Origin of the sequence: Bacillus sp. AFS031507, from assembly GCF_002584635.1 — a bacterium.
Lineage (GTDB): Bacteria > Bacillota > Bacilli > Bacillales > Cytobacillaceae > Neobacillus.
On sequence record NZ_NUOW01000003.1, the window covers coordinates 107,211 to 127,163 of the forward strand.

The 19,953-nt window shown below is 38.5% G+C and carries 26 protein-coding genes; 25 read left to right on the plus strand and 1 reads right to left on the minus strand.

Features of this window, described 5'->3' with window-relative positions; translation table 11 throughout:
* Position 1 precedes the first annotated feature (1 nt).
* The 7 genes from COE25_RS04365 (at position 2) to COE25_RS04395 (ending at position 4,264) form a co-directional block, all read left to right on the plus strand.
* Positions 2-376, plus strand: coding sequence for a hypothetical protein (locus tag COE25_RS04365; protein ID WP_088088937.1), 375 nt, complete (start codon positions 2-4; stop codon positions 374-376).
* Positions 373-1,362: a hypothetical protein gene (locus tag COE25_RS04370; protein ID WP_098931462.1), complete on the plus strand. Its 990-nt coding sequence runs from the start codon at positions 373-375 to the stop codon at positions 1,360-1,362. The genes COE25_RS04365 and COE25_RS04370 overlap by 4 nt, the downstream gene beginning before the upstream one ends.
* A 24-nt stretch (positions 1,363-1,386) precedes the next feature.
* Positions 1,387-2,091, plus strand: coding sequence for an ABC transporter ATP-binding protein (locus tag COE25_RS04375; RefSeq protein WP_098931463.1), 705 nt, complete (start codon positions 1,387-1,389; stop codon positions 2,089-2,091).
* Positions 2,088-2,768, plus strand: coding sequence for a heme exporter protein CcmB (locus tag COE25_RS04380; protein WP_098931464.1), 681 nt, complete (start codon positions 2,088-2,090; stop codon positions 2,766-2,768). The genes COE25_RS04375 and COE25_RS04380 overlap by 4 nt, the downstream gene beginning before the upstream one ends.
* 3 nt (positions 2,769-2,771) lie before the next feature.
* Complete coding sequence (locus tag COE25_RS04385) at positions 2,772-3,533, plus strand: cytochrome c biogenesis protein (RefSeq protein WP_098931465.1); 762 nt, start codon at positions 2,772-2,774, stop codon at positions 3,531-3,533.
* Between the two features lie 12 nt (positions 3,534-3,545).
* Positions 3,546-3,677, plus strand: coding sequence for a CcmD family protein (locus tag COE25_RS04390; RefSeq protein ID WP_088088932.1), 132 nt, complete (start codon positions 3,546-3,548; stop codon positions 3,675-3,677).
* A gap of 77 nt (positions 3,678-3,754) precedes the next feature.
* A complete protein-coding gene (locus tag COE25_RS04395; RefSeq protein ID WP_098931466.1) occupies positions 3,755-4,264 on the plus strand; it encodes a TlpA family protein disulfide reductase in 510 nt (169 codons plus the stop codon).
* 49 nt (positions 4,265-4,313) lie between these two features.
* On the opposite strand, the gene COE25_RS04400 is transcribed toward COE25_RS04395, so the two are convergent.
* Positions 4,314-4,982 carry an SIMPL domain-containing protein gene (locus COE25_RS04400; RefSeq protein WP_098931468.1) on the minus strand — a complete coding sequence of 223 codons (669 nt, stop codon included), beginning with the start codon at positions 4,980-4,982 and terminating at the stop codon, positions 4,314-4,316.
* Between the two features lie 216 nt (positions 4,983-5,198).
* Between COE25_RS04400 and spoIIIAA the strand changes: the two genes are divergently transcribed.
* From spoIIIAA to COE25_RS04490, 18 genes are all read left to right on the plus strand, one after another.
* A complete protein-coding gene (spoIIIAA, locus tag COE25_RS04405; protein WP_098931470.1) occupies positions 5,199-6,122 on the plus strand; it encodes a stage III sporulation protein AA in 924 nt (307 codons plus the stop codon).
* Complete coding sequence (gene spoIIIAB / locus COE25_RS04410; RefSeq protein ID WP_098931472.1) at positions 6,123-6,638, plus strand: stage III sporulation protein SpoIIIAB; 516 nt, start codon at positions 6,123-6,125, stop codon at positions 6,636-6,638.
* Positions 6,639-6,649: 11 nt separating this feature from the next.
* Positions 6,650-6,853, plus strand: a complete 204-nt coding sequence (gene spoIIIAC, locus COE25_RS04415) for a stage III sporulation protein AC (RefSeq protein WP_066060661.1) — start codon at positions 6,650-6,652, stop codon at positions 6,851-6,853.
* The gene (spoIIIAD, locus tag COE25_RS04420) at positions 6,810-7,259 is read left to right on the plus strand and encodes a stage III sporulation protein AD (RefSeq protein WP_098931474.1); all 450 of its coding nucleotides are present in this window, start codon (positions 6,810-6,812) and stop codon (positions 7,257-7,259) included. Before spoIIIAC ends, spoIIIAD begins: the two co-directional genes overlap by 44 nt.
* A gap of 31 nt (positions 7,260-7,290) precedes the next feature.
* A complete protein-coding gene (gene spoIIIAE, locus COE25_RS04425) occupies positions 7,291-8,487 on the plus strand; it encodes a stage III sporulation protein AE (RefSeq protein WP_098931477.1) in 1,197 nt (398 codons plus the stop codon).
* A gap of 11 nt (positions 8,488-8,498) precedes the next feature.
* Positions 8,499-9,128: a stage III sporulation protein AF gene (spoIIIAF, locus tag COE25_RS04430; RefSeq protein ID WP_098931479.1), complete on the plus strand. Its 630-nt coding sequence runs from the start codon at positions 8,499-8,501 to the stop codon at positions 9,126-9,128.
* A complete protein-coding gene (gene spoIIIAG / locus COE25_RS04435) occupies positions 9,121-9,771 on the plus strand; it encodes a stage III sporulation protein AG (RefSeq protein WP_088088924.1) in 651 nt (216 codons plus the stop codon). The genes spoIIIAF and spoIIIAG overlap by 8 nt, the downstream gene beginning before the upstream one ends.
* Positions 9,772-9,786: 15 nt before the next feature.
* Positions 9,787-10,338, plus strand: coding sequence for a SpoIIIAH-like family protein (locus COE25_RS04440; protein WP_088088923.1), 552 nt, complete (start codon positions 9,787-9,789; stop codon positions 10,336-10,338).
* 251 nt (positions 10,339-10,589) lie between these two features.
* Entirely contained in the window at positions 10,590-11,102 is a 513-nt protein-coding gene (gene accB / locus COE25_RS04445) for an acetyl-CoA carboxylase biotin carboxyl carrier protein (RefSeq protein ID WP_098931481.1), read from the plus strand.
* Positions 11,103-11,116: 14 nt separating this feature from the next.
* On the plus strand, positions 11,117-12,472 hold the full coding sequence (gene accC, locus COE25_RS04450) for an acetyl-CoA carboxylase biotin carboxylase subunit (RefSeq protein ID WP_088088921.1): 1,356 nt from the start codon (positions 11,117-11,119) through the stop codon (positions 12,470-12,472).
* Between the two features lie 18 nt (positions 12,473-12,490).
* Positions 12,491-12,901: an Asp23/Gls24 family envelope stress response protein gene (locus COE25_RS04455; RefSeq protein WP_088088920.1), complete on the plus strand. Its 411-nt coding sequence runs from the start codon at positions 12,491-12,493 to the stop codon at positions 12,899-12,901.
* Between the two features lie 222 nt (positions 12,902-13,123).
* Complete coding sequence (gene nusB / locus COE25_RS04460; protein ID WP_088088919.1) at positions 13,124-13,522, plus strand: transcription antitermination factor NusB; 399 nt, start codon at positions 13,124-13,126, stop codon at positions 13,520-13,522.
* Between the two features lie 38 nt (positions 13,523-13,560).
* Positions 13,561-14,418 carry a bifunctional methylenetetrahydrofolate dehydrogenase/methenyltetrahydrofolate cyclohydrolase FolD gene (folD, locus tag COE25_RS04465; RefSeq protein WP_088088918.1) on the plus strand — a complete coding sequence of 286 codons (858 nt, stop codon included), beginning with the start codon at positions 13,561-13,563 and terminating at the stop codon, positions 14,416-14,418.
* Between the two features lie 106 nt (positions 14,419-14,524).
* A complete protein-coding gene (gene xseA / locus COE25_RS04470) occupies positions 14,525-15,883 on the plus strand; it encodes an exodeoxyribonuclease VII large subunit (protein WP_098931483.1) in 1,359 nt (452 codons plus the stop codon).
* Positions 15,873-16,106: an exodeoxyribonuclease VII small subunit gene (locus COE25_RS04475; protein ID WP_088088916.1), complete on the plus strand. Its 234-nt coding sequence runs from the start codon at positions 15,873-15,875 to the stop codon at positions 16,104-16,106. Before xseA ends, COE25_RS04475 begins: the two co-directional genes overlap by 11 nt.
* Before the next feature lie 3 nt (positions 16,107-16,109).
* Positions 16,110-17,003 (plus strand): polyprenyl synthetase family protein, encoded by an 894-nt coding sequence (locus tag COE25_RS04480; protein WP_088088915.1) that lies wholly within the window; start codon positions 16,110-16,112, stop codon positions 17,001-17,003.
* Between the two features lie 187 nt (positions 17,004-17,190).
* Positions 17,191-19,086 (plus strand): 1-deoxy-D-xylulose-5-phosphate synthase, encoded by a 1,896-nt coding sequence (dxs, locus tag COE25_RS04485; protein ID WP_098931485.1) that lies wholly within the window; start codon positions 17,191-17,193, stop codon positions 19,084-19,086.
* 3 nt (positions 19,087-19,089) lie between these two features.
* Positions 19,090-19,929, plus strand: a complete 840-nt coding sequence (locus COE25_RS04490) for a TlyA family RNA methyltransferase (RefSeq protein ID WP_088088913.1) — start codon at positions 19,090-19,092, stop codon at positions 19,927-19,929.
* The last annotated feature ends 24 nt before the right edge of the window (positions 19,930-19,953 follow it).

Here is a 19,953-nt window from a genome sequence, read left to right on the forward strand (position 1 = left end):
AATGCAAGATATCACAGTCATCTCGATGATTTTTACCACCATATTTGCGCTAGCTTGTCTGTTTCTAATACTATCACCGTTATTTAAGTGGGATGCTTATTTACATGTTAGTTCAACGGGTCAGGATATCGGCGCCTCGAAAGAAGCACTATTAACAACACTTAATGAAATAGAATTTGAGTACAAGATGGATAAAATCTCACACGCTGATTATAAAGTTTTAAAAAAGCAATATGAAACAGAAGTTGCCAGCATTATGAAGGAAGAAGAACAGTTGATGGATACAAACATCGATAAAGATTTAATGGATGAAGTTGAAAAAGAAATTGAAGCTCAAATGAAAACTTATAAGAATAAAAAGGGGGAAGGAAAGTGATCAAAAAAATCACGGTTTTCTTCCTCGGACTGATGCTATTCATTCCATTTCATGGATTAGCAGCTTCTGATTCAAAGGTTTCGATTGATATGCATTATATTGTTGTCAGCCCGACAGAAGATGGCTCAACGAATATGATGAATATGGTTAATTATACTAATACCTCAGCTGAAGAATATAAAGGTGACGGTAAAAGTGAAGCGGTCTTAAATGTAACCCTTCCCGAAGGCGCAGAGGATCTCAACTTTTTAGACAATAAAATTGCCTTTAAAGAGGTTGACAAAGGATTCATTACAACCACGCCAATTCCAGAAAATCAAACGATGGTGTTGCCTTACAGTTATCGGATAGCAAAGGGAAAAGCAATTAATTTAAAAGCTGACTACAACGTACAAATGATGCAAATTCTCGTTCCAGAAGGAAGAGGGAGTATTGAAGTTAAGGGTACGGTTGCAACTAGTCAAGGCAGTTTCAAATTCGATGACGAAAATTATTTTGGATACAGTATCGAAGGGATTAAAGCTAACCAATCGTTTACACTTGTTTATAAGCCAGATTTACAGCCTGCAGCGAATGAGACAAAAAAGTCGGAAACAACTAATAAAAGTAATAGTTCGGTTACACACACGGCGCCTGCTTTCCATAATCCAGGTCATCTAAGAATATGGGCACAGTCCCCTCTACACCGCTTTGATCCACATGTCTTTTTAATTATTATAGGAGCTATTGTCATTGCTGGAATCTCCTATTATATCTATCTCAGAAGGAAAGCAAAGCTGGAAGAGGAAAGACTTGGAGCAGATAAAGAAGAGAAGACATTTAAACTTTTAATGGCAAAGCAAAAAGCCATAATGGATAAGATCATTGAATTGGAAGAATCCTTCGGAGATGGAAAGCTTTCAGAGGATGAATATCATGCAAAGCTAGAAGCTTATAAACAGCATCTTGTCCAAGTAAAATTAAACTTACGTAATTTTGTAGAGTAGTAGCTGGGATGGGAGAGACTGCAAATGATAGAAATAAAAAAGGTAACAAAACAAGCGGATAATAAGCTCATCCTTCGTGGTGTAGACCTCTCAATCAAAAAAGGAGAAACGGTTGCCATCCTTGGACCAAATGGTGCCGGAAAAAGTACGCTTCTAAAAGTACTCGCAACCTTAATCAAACCTACATCTGGGTCTGTATTGGTTAATAATATGGATTTGAAAAAAAATCATATCGAAATAAAAAAAATAATGGGTTATTTACCCCATTCCAGTTTGCTTTATGATCATTACACTCCTGTGGAAAATATTGTGTTCTTTGGGAATGTCTATGGTGTTAAAAATGTTGAACAACGAGCGATTGCACTTGTCAAAGAAGTAGGTTTGTCATTCTTTTTAAATGAACCGGTAAAGAATTTCTCCCGTGGAATGATTCAACGGATTGCGATTGCACGAGCGATTGTTCATGAACCGGAAATTCTCCTTTTGGACGAACCGCACACAGGATTAGACCAAGGAGCGATTACCATACTTAATAACGTTATTCTTTCCATGAAAGCAAAAGGCACCACTACCTTAATGGTTACGCATGATTTCAAACAAGCAGCTGAAATCTGTGACAGAATTATCATTGTAAAAAATGGCAAGATTGTCGATGATTTTAGGATTGAAAATCAAAACTTAGGTTTTGTTTCTAAAAAATATGAGCAATTAGTGGAGGGAGTATCATGAACCTTTTTCGAACAGCCCTCTTACTAGCAAAAAAGGATTTATATTCCGAATTAAAAACAAAACAAATTATGGTGACCCAAATTATTTTCGCTGGTCTGGTGATTGTTGTTTTCAGCTTCGCCTTTGACCCTGCCAATAATACAACAAAAGCAGTTATACCAGGAGTCATTTGGGTCATTATCGTCTTTGCTGGAATTTTAGGTCTTAACAGATCATTTATATCCGAGCAGAGAAATGATACGATGCAAGGATTATTGGTTGCACCAATGGAGGCAGCGAGCATTTATTTAGGAAAGTTCTTAGCCAATTTTGCGATGATGTTGATCGTAGAACTGGTTTCCATCCCGTTTTTATTTTTGTTATTTGATTTCAAATTTTTTGGGAGCATTCCTTATTTTATCTTAGTTATATTCTTAGGCAGTTTTGGATTTATCGCCATTGGAACATTCTTGGCGGCATTGGCAGCCAATTCCAAAAGCAGTGAGATGCTGCTTCCACTATTGCTGTTTCCAATTACAACGCCAATCCTAATCGGTGTTGTTCAAGCCACGCGAATCATCTTAACGAATATGGATAAATTTTCAAGTGCAGTCGCTTGGATTCAGTTGGTCACTGCGTACGATGTTATCTTCTTGGTTGTTTGTTTCTTATTAATTGATTATGTGCTGGAGGTTTGAGTGATGAGTATGAATCTCGAACGAGAGAAAGCGGTACTTACTGGATCTCAATTAACTGTTAAGAAGAGCCCAGAACTATCAAAGATTTTGTTTGGTGCTACAGTTATTTCCATGTTGGTCGCCCTTTATTTTATCTTTATCTTTTCTGCTGAAGAAGTAATGATGGGAGCAGCCCAAAAAATCTTTTACTTTCATGTTAGCTCAGCATGGCTGGCGTTCATGGCATTTTTTGTGACATTTGTCTTCAGTATTTTATTCTTAGTCAAGCGGAAAAGAATATTTGACACCTATGCTTATATTTCTGCAGAAATTGGTGTGGTCTTTACGATCATTGTCTTAACAACTGGCCCAATTTGGGCAAAATCATCATGGAATACTTGGTGGGTTTGGGAGCCGCGGTTAATTACAACGTTAATTCTTTTCTTTATCTATATAGCCTACATTATGATTCGTCAAATGGATGGAGTATGGGATAAAAAAGCCAGACTTGCTGCTGTATTTGGAATCATCGGGTTTGCTGATGTTCCAATCGTATTTTTCGCGATTCGCTGGTGGCAAACAAAGTTTCACCCAATCGTGTTTGGTGAGGGACCTTCCCAAAAAGGTGGAGGTATTGAGAGTTCTATGCTAGTGGCGTTGGTTGTTTCACTTGCAGCATTTACCATTCTATATTCATACCTTCTTCATAAAGGTGTTTCTTTTGAAAATATGAAAATTAAAGTAGAGCGCTATAAAGAAAAATTAAGAGAAGAATTGGAAAAATAGGAGGAATTTATCATGGGTTTTGAATTTATGTATGGTGCCTATTCTGTTGCATGGGTTGTTATTTTTGGATATATGTTAATACTCGGTAAAAGACACTCAAAGCTTAAGCAGGAAATTGAATTCTTAAAACAACTAGAAAAATAACTAGTAGTAATAATTAGGCCTGTGAAGCATAAACAGGCCTTTTGCATAGAACCTTACTGGTGTCAGGAGGAAATACGATGAACAAGCGGGTCATCAAATTACTCGTATTGATTCTTATTGTTAGTATGTTTGGTTTCTTTGGTTATAGTTTAGTTACAAAAGGTGAACATACAGATGTTGGTGATCAGGCATATAATTTTTCGTTGCCAAATTTGGATGGAAGTACAACCAAGCTCTCCGATTTTAAGGGGGAAGTGGTTATTCTGAACTATTTTGCCAGTTGGTGTGCTCCATGTAAGGAGGAGTTACCAGAGCTAGAATCCTTCCAAAAAGAATATGGTGATCAATATCATTTTCTTATGATTAATCGCGGCGAGACAATGGATAAGATTAATAAAGTAACGGAGAAAAATAAAGCCGAAATGAACTATTTATTTGATTATAATGGAAAGGTTTCTAAAATGTATAATGTGACAGGGCAGCCTGAAACCTTTGTGATTGATAAACAAGGAATAATAAGAGAACATTTTAACGGTCCAGTTACAGAAATGCAATTATATAATTGGGCGAAGAAATATGATAAATAAACTCACAAAAAAGGATTGAACCTGATCAAAAGGTTCAATCCTTTTTTTTCTAAAATGGTTTAAAGTGAAATTCTGCGATCACATCAGCCTTGACTGTTATTTGTCCTGGTTCAATTAGTGTGGAGGCAGCTCCTTTCACGAAAGCTCCAGGCTGGTTAAAAACAGGCTGGACCGTTCTGCCTCCTTCGATAACTAACCTCGGTGTGGGGATTAACGATACATTTAATGTCCCTGCAATGGTTTTAGCCTTTTCAATTGCATTATTTACTGCCATACCTAAGACCTGTTTATAAAAAGACTCTTTGTTTTTCACTGTAAATTGGACGTTAGAGACATAGTTCACACCGTTTTGAACAGCGGTATCCACGACCTTGCCAACGATTGATAAGTCCTCTATTTTTACCTGCAGGATATGGGTTATTTTATAACCACGAAATATTTGTTTCCCTTGGTCATAATCGTAATCTGACTCAATTCGATAATCGAAGGTTTGTATATTATTTTTGGTAATTCCCAGTGAAATAAGAGAGTCGATTACCTTTGTTACTTCAAGAGAATTCTGCTGCTGGGCGGTTATTACCTGCTTGCTTTCCGTTATTATTCCTAGGTTTACCGAAGCGGAGTCAGGTTGGATTGCCATTTCTCCTTCACCAGACACTTTTATTAAATAGTCCTTGGGAGGTAAACCATTTCGACTTAACGGATGGTAATTGTACACTTCCCTCTCCCCCTTTAAGTTTATTCTTTCTTTAAAATACGACTGACCTCCAAAAATGTTCCGATATCAAAATTTATCCCTTTCTACTTATCTTATTTTTGTTCTAGCATTCATCTCAGAAAATAGAAAAGAAATGACAGTTTTGAAAGTCATAATGTGACCAAGCAGGCATACATTTTAAATAATGAGAAAGGCAAATATGAGGAGGTTGCACACGTGGAAACAATCCTAAACTTTTTACCAAAAAATATAGCCGACCTAATCAGCAAAATCCCTCCTAACCAAAAAGAAGAACTGGAAGAAATCCGCATACGAATTAACCGACCGATTGAAATGACAATGAAAGGCGCACCCAGGTTTTTACCGTATATTGTCCAGCCTGATGATGCGTTTCACCTAATGAATAAAATAAGTCATTTCTCCATCTATACCCTCGAAGAGGAACTTAAGCAAGGATTTATAACTGTTTCCGGGGGCCATCGGATTGGGCTGGCTGGTAAGGTGATTCTTGAGGGTGGAAAGGTCAAGGCGATCAGGGACATTTCCTCTTTTAATATTCGGATAGCTAGGGAAAAGGTAGGGATAGCTGAACCAATTATCCCATATATCTATCAAGGAAAATGGATGCATACGATGGTGATTGGTCCGCCCCAAACTGGAAAAACAACATTACTGCGTGATATTGCAAGAATTGCATCCTCAGGTTACTTAGCAAGGGGCATACAGGCAAATAAGGTAGGGATTGTAGATGAACGAAGTGAAATTGCTGGATGTGTTAATGGGATACCGCAATTGACCTTTGGTGACCGTTTGGATGTGCTAGATGCCTGTCCGAAAGCTGAAGGAATGATGATGATGATTCGCTCGATGAGTCCGGATATTCTGATTGTTGATGAAATCGGCCGGAAAGAAGATGCTGAAGCAATCCAAGAGGCTGTTCATGCGGGAATAAAGTTAATGATGACCACTCATGGGACGAGCATTGAAGAAGTTAGAAATAGACCATCTTTACGGACGATTCTTGATCAAAAAATTTTTCAACGTTTTGTTGTCCTTAGCAGGGCATCAGGACCGGGAACTATTACTCATATTTTAGATGGAAATGGTAAAGAAATGAATCAAAAAGTGAGAGTGACATAAATGATTAAGCTTATAGGTGCTGTCTTCATAATTGTCGCAACAACATGGATCGGATTTGAGATTTCCAGACGTTTTAGTGAACGCCCAAGGCAGCTCAGGGCATTAAGGACTGCACTACAATCACTTGAAGCAGAAATAATGTACGGTCATACGCCATTACATGAAGCAGCCAGAAGGTTAGCAGAACAGCTTTCAATGCCGCTTTCAACCTTTTTTGAGTCCTTTTCCAAGAAATTAACGGACACCGAAACAACGGTAAGAGACGCTTGGGAAACGAGTTTAAGAGAAATATGGAATTCTACAGCATTAAAGCAGGGAGAGTTTGAAATTATGAAGCAATTTGGGGAGACCCTGGGTCGACATGATCGTATGTCCCAGCAAAAACATATCATGCTGACACTAACACATCTTGAAAGAGAAGAGGCGGATGCAATTCAAGCCCAAGCAACATACGAAAAAATGATCAAGAGTCTCGGATTCTTATCAGGATTATTACTGATTATTTTATTATTTTAGGGGGAAATGCAATGGGGTTAGAAGTGGATATTATTTTTAAAATTGCTGGTGTGGGAATAGTTGTTGCCTTTTTGCATACCGTTCTTGACCAGGTGGGGAAAAAAGAATACGCACAGTGGGTAACGTTGTTTGGGTTTATCTATATATTATTTCAGGTAGCATCCATTGTGGATGATCTCTTCCAAAAAATTAAATCTGTATTTTTATATCAATAGAAGGGGGGTCCCTAAGATTGAAATCATAAAAATAGTTGGCATAGCTCTTGTAGCAACCTTTCTAGCTTTAATTGTGAAAGAACAAAAGCCGAATTTTGCATTCCTCTTAGTTGTCTTTGTAGGCTGTGTCATTTTCCTTTTTTTGGTGGATAAAATTTATGAAATCATTCATATGCTTGAAAAACTGGCAGTGAATGCAAAAGTGAATATGGTTTATATCGAAACGATTTTAAAAATCATTGGAATTGCTTATATTGCAGAATTTGCCGCCCAGATTACAAAGGATGCTGGTCAGGGAGCACTCTCTTCTAAAATTGAATTAGCTGGAAAAATTATTATCCTTGCTATGGCGATTCCAATTCTAACTGTTTTGATTGAAACGATAATCAAACTTATTCCTAGTTGATGACAAACCTGAAAAAGAGGTGTAGATAGAATTGAAGCAGCGATTGCAGTTTATTCCTATTATAGTTCTTGTATTCTTTTTTTTATCCTTTACAGGTGTACAAGCTGCCGAAGAGACTAAAGACCCAAACCCTCTTTTACCGCAGGAGTTAGTTGATGCCCAGCTTAAATCCCTTGATATTACAGAACTCAAACAATTTTGGGAGGACATTACCTATAAATACGGGGGATTCCTTCCCGAAAGCCAGAAGGGGAGCTTGTATGACTTTGTTAGCGGCGAGAAGAAATTCTCTTTTAAACAATGGGGGCTGGGAATAGTAAAGTTTGCCTTTCAAGAGTTTGTTTCTAACGGGAAATTACTGGGGTCATTGATCATGCTAACCATCTTTAGTATGTTCCTTCAATCGATGCAGAATGCCTTCGAGAAAAGCGCGATTAGCAAGGTTGCATATTCAATCGTTTATATGGTCTTAGTCATAATTGCCCTGAATAGTTTCCATGTCGCCATCAGTTATACAAATGAAGCAATCGGATCGATGATCTCCTTTGTGCTAGCACTTGTTCCACTGTTACTCGCATTAATTGCAGCCTCTGGCGGTCTTATATCAGCAGCTTTCTTTCATCCGGTGATCTTGTTTTTAATGAATATAAGCGGTTTATTCATGCAGTATATTATCCTGCCTCTCCTGTTTCTAGCCACCTTGTTGAGTATTGTAAGCACGATGTCAGAACAGTATAAAGTGTCACAATTAGCTGCCCTGCTAAGAAACTGGAGCATTGGGTTAATGGGACTCTTCTTGACGGTGTTTCTAGGTGTTATATCAGTACAGGGAGCATCAGCAGCTGTAACAGATGGTGTTACGATTAGGACAGCGAAATTTGTAACCGGGAACTTTATACCTGTTATCGGCCGGATGTTTACAGATGCTACAGATACGGTGGTTAGTGCATCTGTCCTATTAAAAAATACAGTAGGCATTGCTGGTGTTGGTATCCTGCTTATCATTGTAGCCTTCCCAGCTATTAAAATCTTAATGATTGCCTTTATCTATAAATTCGCTGCCGCTATCTTGCAGCCATTAGGCGGCGGGCCAATCATTACCTGCTTGGATATTATTAGCAAGAGTGTCATTTATGTCTTTGCAGCTTTAGGAATCGTTTCACTGATGTTCTTTTTATGTATAACAGTTATAGTTGCGGCAGGAAACCTGACGATGATGATGAGATAGGGGGGATTCATATGGAATATTTAATAGAGTGGGTAACGAATATTATTCTCTTTATCTTGTTAGCCACGGTAATTGATATGCTCCTCCCCAATTCAAGTATGCAAAAGTACACAAAAATGGTTACAGGACTCCTTTTAATTGCCATTATTCTTACCCCAATCTTTAAATTGATTTCCAAGGATTTTGAATCAGCAATGGGTTCGATCCCTTCATATCAAGCTCCTGGAGAAAAAAATATGAAAAATTCAATAGATTTAAAGAAAAAAGAAATACAAGCCCAACAACATGCATATATTTTAGAAGAAATGGCTGTCCAACTGAAAAAGGACGTGAAAGAGGAGTTGATGGAACAATACGGATTGGAGATAGCAAAAATTGATCTAGCTACAAATGAAGAAAGCGACCAAGCATTCCCAGACAACCTCCAAAAGGTTATGGTTCTTCTGAAGCAACCAGAAAATGAAGTGAAGACAGTCGAAGCGATCAAACAAGTCGAAATTAACACAGAAACACCTCTTCCATCTAAAAGCTCAACAGAAGAAGCTGAAAAAATTGCCGCTTTTCTTTCGCAAAAATGGAATGTGACCGAAAAAACAGTTGAAGTTTCGATTGAAGGGGGGATTAATAACCAAAATGAATAACAACCAGGGACCATTTTCATGGCTTAAAAAGGTGCTCAAAATAGAAGGTAAATCTGACAAGAAACCAGGGAAATACCAGTATATGCTTGTTGTTCTATGTATCGGTGCAGCGTTTATGCTTGTTGGCAATATTGTATTTAAAACAAATTCGAACTCAGCTGATACACCAGTTGCGACGAGTGAAAAAGTAGATTCGGAAGATGTACCGGCATTTGGTCTAAATAAGGGCTCAAGCAATAAGGCATTGGATAAATATGAAGAAAAATATGAAAATCAGCTTAAGAAAGCCCTTCAGGAAATGCTAGGGGTTAAAGATGTTACAGTTGTTGTCAATATTGATTCCAGTGATAAGAAAGTGCTTGAAAAAAATAGGGTTTCCAAATCACAAACGACTGAAGAAACAGATCGAGAAGGTGGGGAACGGAAAGTTGAGGAAGCCTCAATTGATGAACAACTAGTGATTATCCGTGAGGGTGAAAAAGAGGTTCCGATTGTAGTAGAAACGAAAAAACCTGAAATTCGCGGTGTCCTAGTGGTTGCGAAAGGCGCAGAGAATATACAAGTGAAAAAGTGGATTGTAGACGCAGTTACACGCGCTTTAGGTGTACCAAGTCACCGAGTTGCAGTCATGCCTAAAAAATAAAAGGGGTGTTTTCCTATGCTATTGAAAAAACAAACAGTTTGGTTATTAACGATGTTAAGTTTAGTAGTTGTATTATCTGTTTATTACATTACCTCTCCGGAACAGAAGAGTAATGATCTAGCTGCTGTTTCGCAAAAAGCGAAAGATCAAAATCAGGGTAAAACAAAAACGGAAGCTAAGGATGATAAAACAATTGTATCAACTGTTGCAGGTGATGAAGCGTTTGAAGAATTACGTATGAAGCTCGATGACCTAAGGAGCAAACAGCAAGAGGATTTAACGACGGAGCTGGCCTCCACAGATATTCCTGCGGTTGAGCGAAGTAAAGTAAAAGATCAAATGGACCAATTGAATCAAACGGCCAAAAAAGAAGAAATTCTTGAAACGTTAATTAAAACAATGGGCTATGAAGATGCATTAGTAAGAGCAGATGGTGAAAAAGTAAGAGTCACAGTTAAATCTAAGAAGAAACCTTCAGCAACTGAGGCCAATAAAATCATCTTACAGGTGAAAAAAGAAATTGGCGAAACCAATTATGTTGCAGTAGAATTCCAACCAACAAAATAAATGAAAACAAAAAAGGAAAGTCAACGACTTTCCTTTTTTGTTTTAATACCATGAAATAGGTTAAAATAATATGTTGAATGACAGCCAACTGTAAAAGTTCCCTTTTGTTAATAAAAATATTATGATAAGAGAGGAAGTATATGAGAGGGGGAATTTCAATGGAGATAATTTCCATCATTGAACTTTCACTAGGTATTATCGTATAGTTATAGTAGTTAGTCATAATTTTGTAGTACGAGGGGTGTAACTCAATGTTAAAAGTACAAGAAATTCGCGAATTGATTAAATTAGTGGACCAATCAAGTATTGATGAATTTGTATATGAAAACGAAGGTTCAAAAATTAAAATGAAAAAAAATGGTGCAGTTACATATGTTTCACAAGTAAGTCCGGCTCCACAAGAAACTCAATTTGTATTACCAGCACAACCAGTCTTATCTACAGCAACATCTTCCGTTCCTGTTCAAGAAGTAAACCAGGAAGTTCAAAAAGAAGAGACTGTTAAGCAAGCTGATACATCCAATCTTCATAAAATTGTTTCTCCAATGGTAGGGACTTTTTATGCTTCACCGACTCCAGACACTGACGCATATGTTAAACTGGGTTCTAATGTAACAACAGATTCGATTGTATGTATTGTGGAAGCTATGAAATTATTTAATGAAATTGAAGCTGAAATTAACGGCGAAATTGTTGAAATACTTGCTAAAAATGGACAATTAGTAGAATACGGACAGCCTTTATTTTTAGTAAAGCCTGAATAAGGAGCGATAACAGGATGATTAAAAAACTGTTAATTGCAAACAGAGGAGAAATTGCAGTTAGAATTATTCGAGCGTGCAGGGAAATGGGAATTGAATCTGTTGCCGTTTACTCGGAAGCGGATCGTGAAGCATTACATGTACAGCTCGCAGATGAAGCCTATTGCATTGGCCCTACTTCATCAAAAGACAGTTATTTAAATGTAACAAATCTAATTAGTGTGGCTAAGCTTACAGCTTGTGATGCCATTCACCCAGGGTATGGCTTTTTAGCCGAAAACGCAGATTTCGCAGAGCTTTGCCGCGAATGCAATATAACATTTGTGGGTCCAAGCCCAGAGGCCATTACAAGAATGGGTACTAAGGATATCGCAAGGGAGACTATGCGTGAAGCCGGGGTCCCAATTGTCCCAGGTTCAACTGGGATTATAAATGATATCGATGAGGCACTTGAACTTGTTAAAAAAATCCAATATCCAGTTATCATAAAAGCAACTGCTGGTGGAGGCGGCAAAGGGATTCGCGTTGCCAAGAACGAGCAGGAATTAATTAAAGGCATTAATATTACACAGCAGGAAGCCATGACAGCCTTTGGAAATCCTGGTGTTTACATTGAAAAATATATTGAGGATTTCCGTCATGTTGAAATTCAGGTCCTTGCTGACTCATTTGGTAACACAATTCATTTAGGAGAAAGAGATTGCACAATCCAGCGAAGGCTTCAAAAGCTTCTTGAAGAATCACCATCACCGGCATTAGATGGGGAAATCCGAGAAGAAATGGGAAATGCAGCCGTAAAAGCTGCAAAAGCAGTTGATTATTCAGGTGCGGGAACGGTAGAATTTATATATGACTACCGCAATCGAAAGTTTTATTTTATGGAAATGAACACCAGAATTCAGGTGGAGCATCCTGTTACAGAAATGGTCACTGGAATCGATTTAATTAAAGAACAAATCCGGGTGGCTTCTGGAGAAAAGTTAAAGTTAAAACAACAGGATGTCACTTTTACAGGATGGGCAATCGAATGTCGGATTAATGCCGAAAACCCAGAAAAGAATTTTCTTCCATCTGCAGGGAAAATCAACATGTACCTTCCACCTGGCGGGTTTGGCATACGTATTGATTCAGCAGCTTATCCAGGGTATACGATTCCGCCTTATTACGATTCTATGATTGCGAAGGTTATCGCATATGGGAATAGCAGGGAAGAGGCCATTTCAAGAATGAAACGTGCATTGAGTGAATTCGTTGTTGAAGGTATCCATACAACGATTCCGTTCCATTTAAAACTGCTAGATCATGAAAAGTTCGTCGAAGGCGGATTTAATACCAAATTCTTGGAATTGCATGATGTGATGAAGTCTGTTTAATATCTGGAGGTGTTATTGATGAGTGAGTTTAGTGTCTTGGAAATGGAACAAGGCAATAACGGACATGGGAAAATTGAAATTGCTCCTGAAGTGATTGAGGTTATTGCAGGCATTGCTGCTTCTGAGGTGGAAGGTGTAGCCTCGATGCGTGGTAATTTTGCAACTGGTGTGGTTGAGCGTTTAGGGAAGAAGAACCATGGTAAGGGCGTAAAAGTCGAATTAACAGAGTCCGGAATAAAAGTAGATGTCTATTGTATGATGAAGTTTGGAGTATCCATTCCTTCCGTTGCAGGAAAAGTGCAGGATAATATTCGTCAAGCATTGTTGAATATGACTGCCTTAGATGCTGAAGAAGTAAATATTCATGTGGTTGGGATACAATTTGAAAACCATAAGAATGAACCAGAGAGCATTGACACAGAGATCTAAAACTTGGAAACCAAAGGAGAAAATTCCTTTGGTTTTTCTTTATTTGCAATTAAGTCCTAAATAAAAGTGCTTACATATTGGAAAAATAACAACCTTAGAGTGCGAATCATTTTTAGTTATGCTATTATCGTTTATGTGCAACCTATTCGAATACTTATTTACTATTTATGTATGAAAAATAGACAAAAATTAATTAATATCTCTAAAGGAGTTAATTGTATAATGAAAAGAAGAACAGCAAGGGAAAAGGCATTACAGGCACTTTTTCAAATCGATATAAGCAACACTGAGCCATCAGCAGCGATTGAGCATGTATTGGAAGGAGAGGCGGGTGACGAGTACCTTTCTAAACTTGTTCTAGGGGTAGTCGAACAAAAAACCTTAATTGACAATTTAATCAGTGAAAATCTTGAAAAATGGTCCATAGAACGATTGGCAACGGTCGATCGAAATTTATTAAGAATAGCTACATACGAAATGAAGTTTTTCCGAAATGAAGTTCCGGAAAATGTTATTTTAGATGAAGCCATCGAAATAGCAAAAATATACGGTGATGACCAATCAAGTAAGTTTATTAATGGTGTTCTATCAAAGGTGAAACAAAAACTTCTTAACGATTAATTGATTGAACGAACTTAAGAACAAAAGGAGAAGTGAAAATGACGGCTACTATTATTGATGGAAAAGAAATTGCGGCAAAAAAAAGAATCGAAATCGCAGAAGAGGTTAGCAGAATAAAAAAACTTGGGGTAACTCCTGGATTAGCAGTTATTCTTGTTGGAAATAACCATGCTTCTCGGACATATGTAACAAATAAAGAAAAAGCCTGCCAAGAACTTGGGATGAACTCTGTTTTAATTGAAATGCCAGAGGGAGTTTCCGAAGAGGAATTACTTTCAAGAATTGAAGAATTAAATCAGGACGATCATATTCATGGCATTTTGGTTCAGCTGCCAATCCCCAAACACATTGACGAAAAAAAAGTAATTGAATCGATCTCCCCTAATAAGGATGTCGATGGGTTTCATCCGATTAATATCGGCAGGATGATGACAGGGCAGAATGCCTTCTTACCATGTACGCCGTACGGAATTATGGTGTTACTTGAAGAAACAGGTATCTCAATAGCAGGGAAGCATGTTGTCGTGGTTGGGAGAAGTAATATTGTCGGAAAGCCGGTCGGTCAATTATTTTTAAATCAACATGCAACGGTAACCTATTGTCATTCTAAAACTAAGGACCTAAAGTTCCATACAAACCAAGCGGATATCCTTATTGCTGCTGTTGGAATTCCGAATTTTATTACAGCGGAGCATGTAAAAGACGGTGCTGTCGTCATTGATGTTGGAATTAACCGTAATGAAGCCGGAAAGCTTTGCGGTGATGTAGCTTTTGCTGAGGTAAGCGAAAAAGCTGGATATATCACGCCTGTTCCAAAGGGAGTAGGACCGATGACCATTACCATGCTTATGTATAATACCTTAAAATCAGCTGCAGAAAGCCTAGACCGCAATTAAGTAGGAAATTGTCCTTATCTTTTATAAATATATATAAGATAAGGACAGTTTTTCGCTAATCGAAGAGTTTTCATTTGACTATTGGTCGAATAAAAAGGAGTTACCTATGCAGGAACAAAGATATTTATCTGTGAATGCTTTAACCAAATACATAAAAAGAAAATTTGATGCGGATCCACATTTACGGGATGTTCACGTTAGAGGTGAAATTTCAAATTTCAAACAGCATTCGAGCGGTCATATGTATTTTACCTTAAAGGATGAAAAAGCCCGCATTCTTGCGGTTATGTTTTCGAGTCAGTCAAGGACAATGAAATTCACACCAGAAAATGGCATGAAAGTAATTGTTAGAGGTGAAATATCTGTTTATGAACCAAGTGGTCAATATCAAATATATATAAAAGAAATGCGGCCAGATGGTATAGGAGAATTGTTTTTAGCCTATGAACAGCTTAAACAAAGACTAGAATTAGAAGGATTATTTGCGATAGAAAATAAAAAGGCGATTCCTTTGTATCCCAAAACCGTTGGGGTGATTACCTCACCCACTGGAGCGGCGTTAAGGGATGTTATTACGACCATTAAAAGACGGTATCCCATCGCTAATATTCTTGTTTTTCCTGCCCTTGTACAGGGGGATCAAGCGGCTCCCTCTATTGCTAAGGCTATTGCTAAAGCAAATAGCATGAATGAAATTGATGTGCTAATCGTTGGACGCGGCGGGGGATCAATTGAGGAATTGTGGGCTTTTAATGAGGAACTCGTTGCCCGAGCGATATTTTCTTCAGACATCCCGATCATATCAGCCGTCGGACATGAAACCGACTTTACCATTGCTGATTTTGTAGCGGATTTACGCGCTCCGACCCCAACTGGTGCTGCAGAACTTGCCGTCCCACATATAGATGAGTTATTGGACAGGGTTTTACAGCGGCAAACTCGCCTTCTTCGGACGATGAAGGGTAAATTCCAGTTTGAAAAAGAACGATTAGCTCGTGTTCAGAAATCCTATGCCTTTCGCTATCCCCATCGATTATATGAACAAAAGCTGGAGCAGGTTGATAAACTAACGGAAATGCTGGTCCGCGGGACATCCAGGTTGTCCTTAATAAAAAAAGGGCAGCACGAAATTCTTTATAAACGCTTGCAGAGGAATCATCCGATCGAGGCATTACGAGAAGCACAAAAACGTTTAGACCTAACCAATAAAGAGATGAAACGTGCCATGCAGCAAGTACTTTCAAAAAAGCAAACAGAATTTGAAAGGATCCTTTCGACCTTAGGTGCGTTAAGCCCCTTGAAAATCATGGAACGTGGATATAGTTTAGCTTATTCGGAAGAAAACAGACTGATTAAAAGCATTAATCAAGTTAACATGAATGAGCGAGTTCAGATTCAATTAACGGATGGCAGTCTTTTCTGTAGAGTTGAGAATAGGAAGGAGAGCGAAAAACGTGACGAATGAAAAGAAAATTTCCTTTGAAGAGGCAATGACTAAATTGGAACGAATTGTGGATAAGCTTGAAGAAGGAGATGTACCGTTAGAAGAAGCGATCATCTTCTATAAAGAAGGTATGGAGCTGTCCAAACTTTGCCATGATAAATTAAAAAGTGTCGAAGAACAATTAACACAAATTATTACGGAGGACGGTCGGACGGAGAGTTTTACGATTGATGAGGAGGAATAAGACTTGGGAACCGGGTTACTAGATGTATTTGCACGAGAATATAAACTTCAGCTTGATTCGGAGCTTCGGACTCTGGTTAATAAGCTTGACGCCCCTCCTATTATTAAGGAATCAATGATCTATTCACTTGAAGCAGGAGGTAAACGAATTCGCCCCCTTTTATTATTCGCTACTCTAGAAGCATTTGGGGTAGACCCCAAAAATGGGCTTCTTGCTGCTTCGGCCATTGAGATGGTTCATACATATTCCCTAATCCACGACGATTTGCCAAGCATGGATAATGATGACCTTAGAAGAGGAAAACCTACAAATCATAAAGTTTTTGGTGATGCTATTGCGATTTTAGCAGGAGATGCTTTATTAACATATAGCTTTGAGGTAATCGGGAATATTCCATCTGAATTCGCTTCAGCAGATACAAAACTAAAATTAGTGATTGAGTTGGCAAAGGCTTCTGGAACGGAAGGAATGGTTGGCGGTCAAGTTGCAGATATGGAAGGAGAAGGGAAATCCTTAACTCTCGAAGAACTTGAGTATATACACATTCATAAAACGGGTAAGCTGCTCGGATTTAGCGTACTGGGAGGAGCAATAATGGCGGGTGCAAATCAGGAACAATTAAAAAATCTTTCCTCTTTCGCCCATCATCTAGGTCTCGCTTTTCAAATCCAAGATGATATTCTTGATTTGGTGGGGAATCAGCAATTGATTGGGAAACCTGTTGGTAGTGATACCTCCAATCATAAAAGTACGTATCCGCAGTTGTTATCGTTAGAAGGGGCAATTGCAGCCTTAAATAAACAAATAAACCTGTCGAAGCAATTTCTGGGTATGACAGGCTTGAATACGACCCTTTTGATGGAAATAACGGAATTAGTTGCTTCAAGAGACCATTAGAAAACGGTATTTGAGGCATTGAAATAAGTGTGTTATAATTGTTTTCATTGTAGAAAACGTTGTCAATGCCGTTATCACTCGCGTGTTAGCGGCTATTTTTTAATCAAAACTTAATTATTTAAATGTGTAATATAACACAATGGTAAAAAGAAGAATGCATAAAAGTATGAAAGTGAGTGGTCCAAACATGGATCTGTTATCAATAAAAGACCCAGCCTTTTTAAAAGGCATGTCGAAAATCGAATTAGAGGCTTTAAGTCAAGAAATTCGCACATTTTTGATTGAAAAGCTGTCTGTAACTGGAGGCCATATTGGACCGAATTTAGGTGTAGTCGAATTAACCATAGCCTTACATAAATGTTTTAACAGTCCTACAGATAAGATTATCTGGGATGTGGGACATCAATCTTATGTTCATAAAATATTAACGGGCAGAGCAAGTGAGTTTGATACTTTACGGCAATATAAAGGCTTATGCGGCTTCCCTAAACGGATTGAAAGCGTGCATGATGTTTGGGAAACAGGTCACAGTTCCACATCTCTTTCTGCGGCTATGGGAATGGCAATTGCTAGAGATTTAAAAAAGGAAAATTCATTTGTTATTCCAGTTATAGGCGACGGGGCTTTAACAGGTGGAATGGCGTTAGAAGCCTTAAATCATATTGGTCATGAGAAAAAAGATATGATTGTCATTTTAAATGATAATGAAATGTCAATCGCTCCTAATGTTGGTGCACTTCATAATATTCTTGGTCAATTGCGGACGGCTGGAAAGTATCAATGGGTGAAAGATGAGCTAGAAGTACTGTTGAAAAAAGTACCTGCAGTGGGCGGGAAATTAGCGGCAACCGCTGAAAGAGTGAAAGACAGCCTTAAATATTTATTTGTTTCCGGTATGTTTTTTGAAGAACTAGGATTTACCTATCTCGGCCCAATTGATGGTCATAATTTTGAAGCATTATTTGAGAACTTCAGCTATGCTAAAAAGACAGAAGGTCCGATTCTTCTTCATGTCATCACTAAAAAGGGAAAAGGCTATCAGCCGGCAGAAAGTGATAAAACAGGTACATGGCATGGAACTGGACCATATAAAATGGACACAGGTGCATTCGTAAAGCCGGTAAAAACACCGCCCCCTGCATGGAGCAGCCTTGTCAGTGAATCGGTTCGAAAGCTTGCCAGGACGGATGAAAGGATTGTGGCGATTACACCAGCTATGCCTGTTGGTTCTAAACTCGAAGGCTTTGCGAGTGAGTTCCCTGAGCGAATGTATGATGTAGGGATTGCAGAGCAGCATGCAGCGACAGTCGCTGCGGGATTAGCTACACAAAATATGAAGCCTTTTCTGGCGATCTACTCCACCTTTTTACAACGGGCTTATGATCAGGTGGTTCATGATATTTGCCGTCAAAACTTAAATGTCTTTATTGGAATCGACCGTGCTGGATTGGTGGGTGCGGATGGTGAAACCCATCAAGGAGTTTTTGATATTGCTTTTTTAAGGCATATCCCTAATATGGTGTTAATGATGCCAAAGGATGAAAATGAAGGTCAGCATATGGTTTACACCGCACTGAATTATAATGACGGTCCCATTGCCATGAGATTCCCGCGTGGGAATGGACTTGGTGTCCCATTGGATAAGGATTTTCAAGCCATTCCAATTGGGACGTGGGAGGTTCTTAAAGAGGGTGATGATGCGGCTATCCTAACCTTTGGAACCACCATTCCAATGGCCTTAGAAGCAGCTGAGGTGCTTGAAAAGAAGGGGATCTCCGTCAAAGTTGTTAATGCCCGGTTTATCAAGCCTTTGGATGAAAAAATGCTAACTCATCTACTTGTGAAAAATATGCCGATTCTTACCATTGAGGAAGCAGTTTTACAAGGGGGGTTTGGGAGTGCAGTTCTGGAGTACGCACAAACCCAAGGATTTTATCACGCGCACATCGACAGAATCGGAATCCCGGACCAATTTATTGAACATGGAGATGTTGACTCACTTCTTAAAGAAATTGGTTTAACGACGGAAGAAGTAATCAAACGGGTTTCTATACTAGCTAGAAAAAAACAACAAAGGGCTTAAAATATGAAAAATAAAGAACGGTTAGACGTTTTACTTGTAGAAAGAGGTTTAATTGAAACCAGAGAAAAAGCAAAACGAACGATTATGGCAGGGCTAGTTTATTCAAACGAAGAGCGGTTGGATAAACCAGGAGAAAAGGTGAAAACGGATATTCCACTTAGTATCAAAGGGAAGATCCTTCCGTATGTAAGCCGTGGTGGATTAAAGCTTGAAAAGGCTTTGAAGGTATTTGATGTGAGTGTTACGAACAAAGTATTGCTCGACATTGGATCTTCAACTGGCGGCTTTACCGATTGTGCATTACAGAACGGTGCAAAAATGTCCTATGCTTTGGATGTAGGCTATAATCAGCTTGCTTGGAAACTTAGACAGGATGAACGTGTCATAGTAATGGAGAGGACAAATTTCCGCTATGTTACACCTGCCGATTTAAATGGAGAGATGCCAAATTTCGCCACAATCGATGTATCGTTTATCTCCTTAACGTTGATATTACCTGTCTTAAAAACACTCTTAGTCCCTGGAAGTGACGTCATAGCACTAGTAAAACCGCAATTTGAGGCTGGACGTGAACAGGTTGGTAAAAAGGGGATCGTTCGTGATGAAAAAGTACATTTACAAGTAATTGATAAAATCATTAATTTTGCCTTTCAGCAAGGATACACAATAAAAAACTTATCCTTTTCACCAATCACTGGCGGGGATGGGAACATTGAGTACCTGCTCCATCTAAAATGGGAAGGGGAACGGGAAATTGGAGTTAATCAATTACTTGTCACCCCTATTGAAATTGTAAAGGAATCACACGTGGAATTTAAAACAAAACAAAATTCAGAAGGGTAGGCTGATGCTTATCCTTTTCTTCTT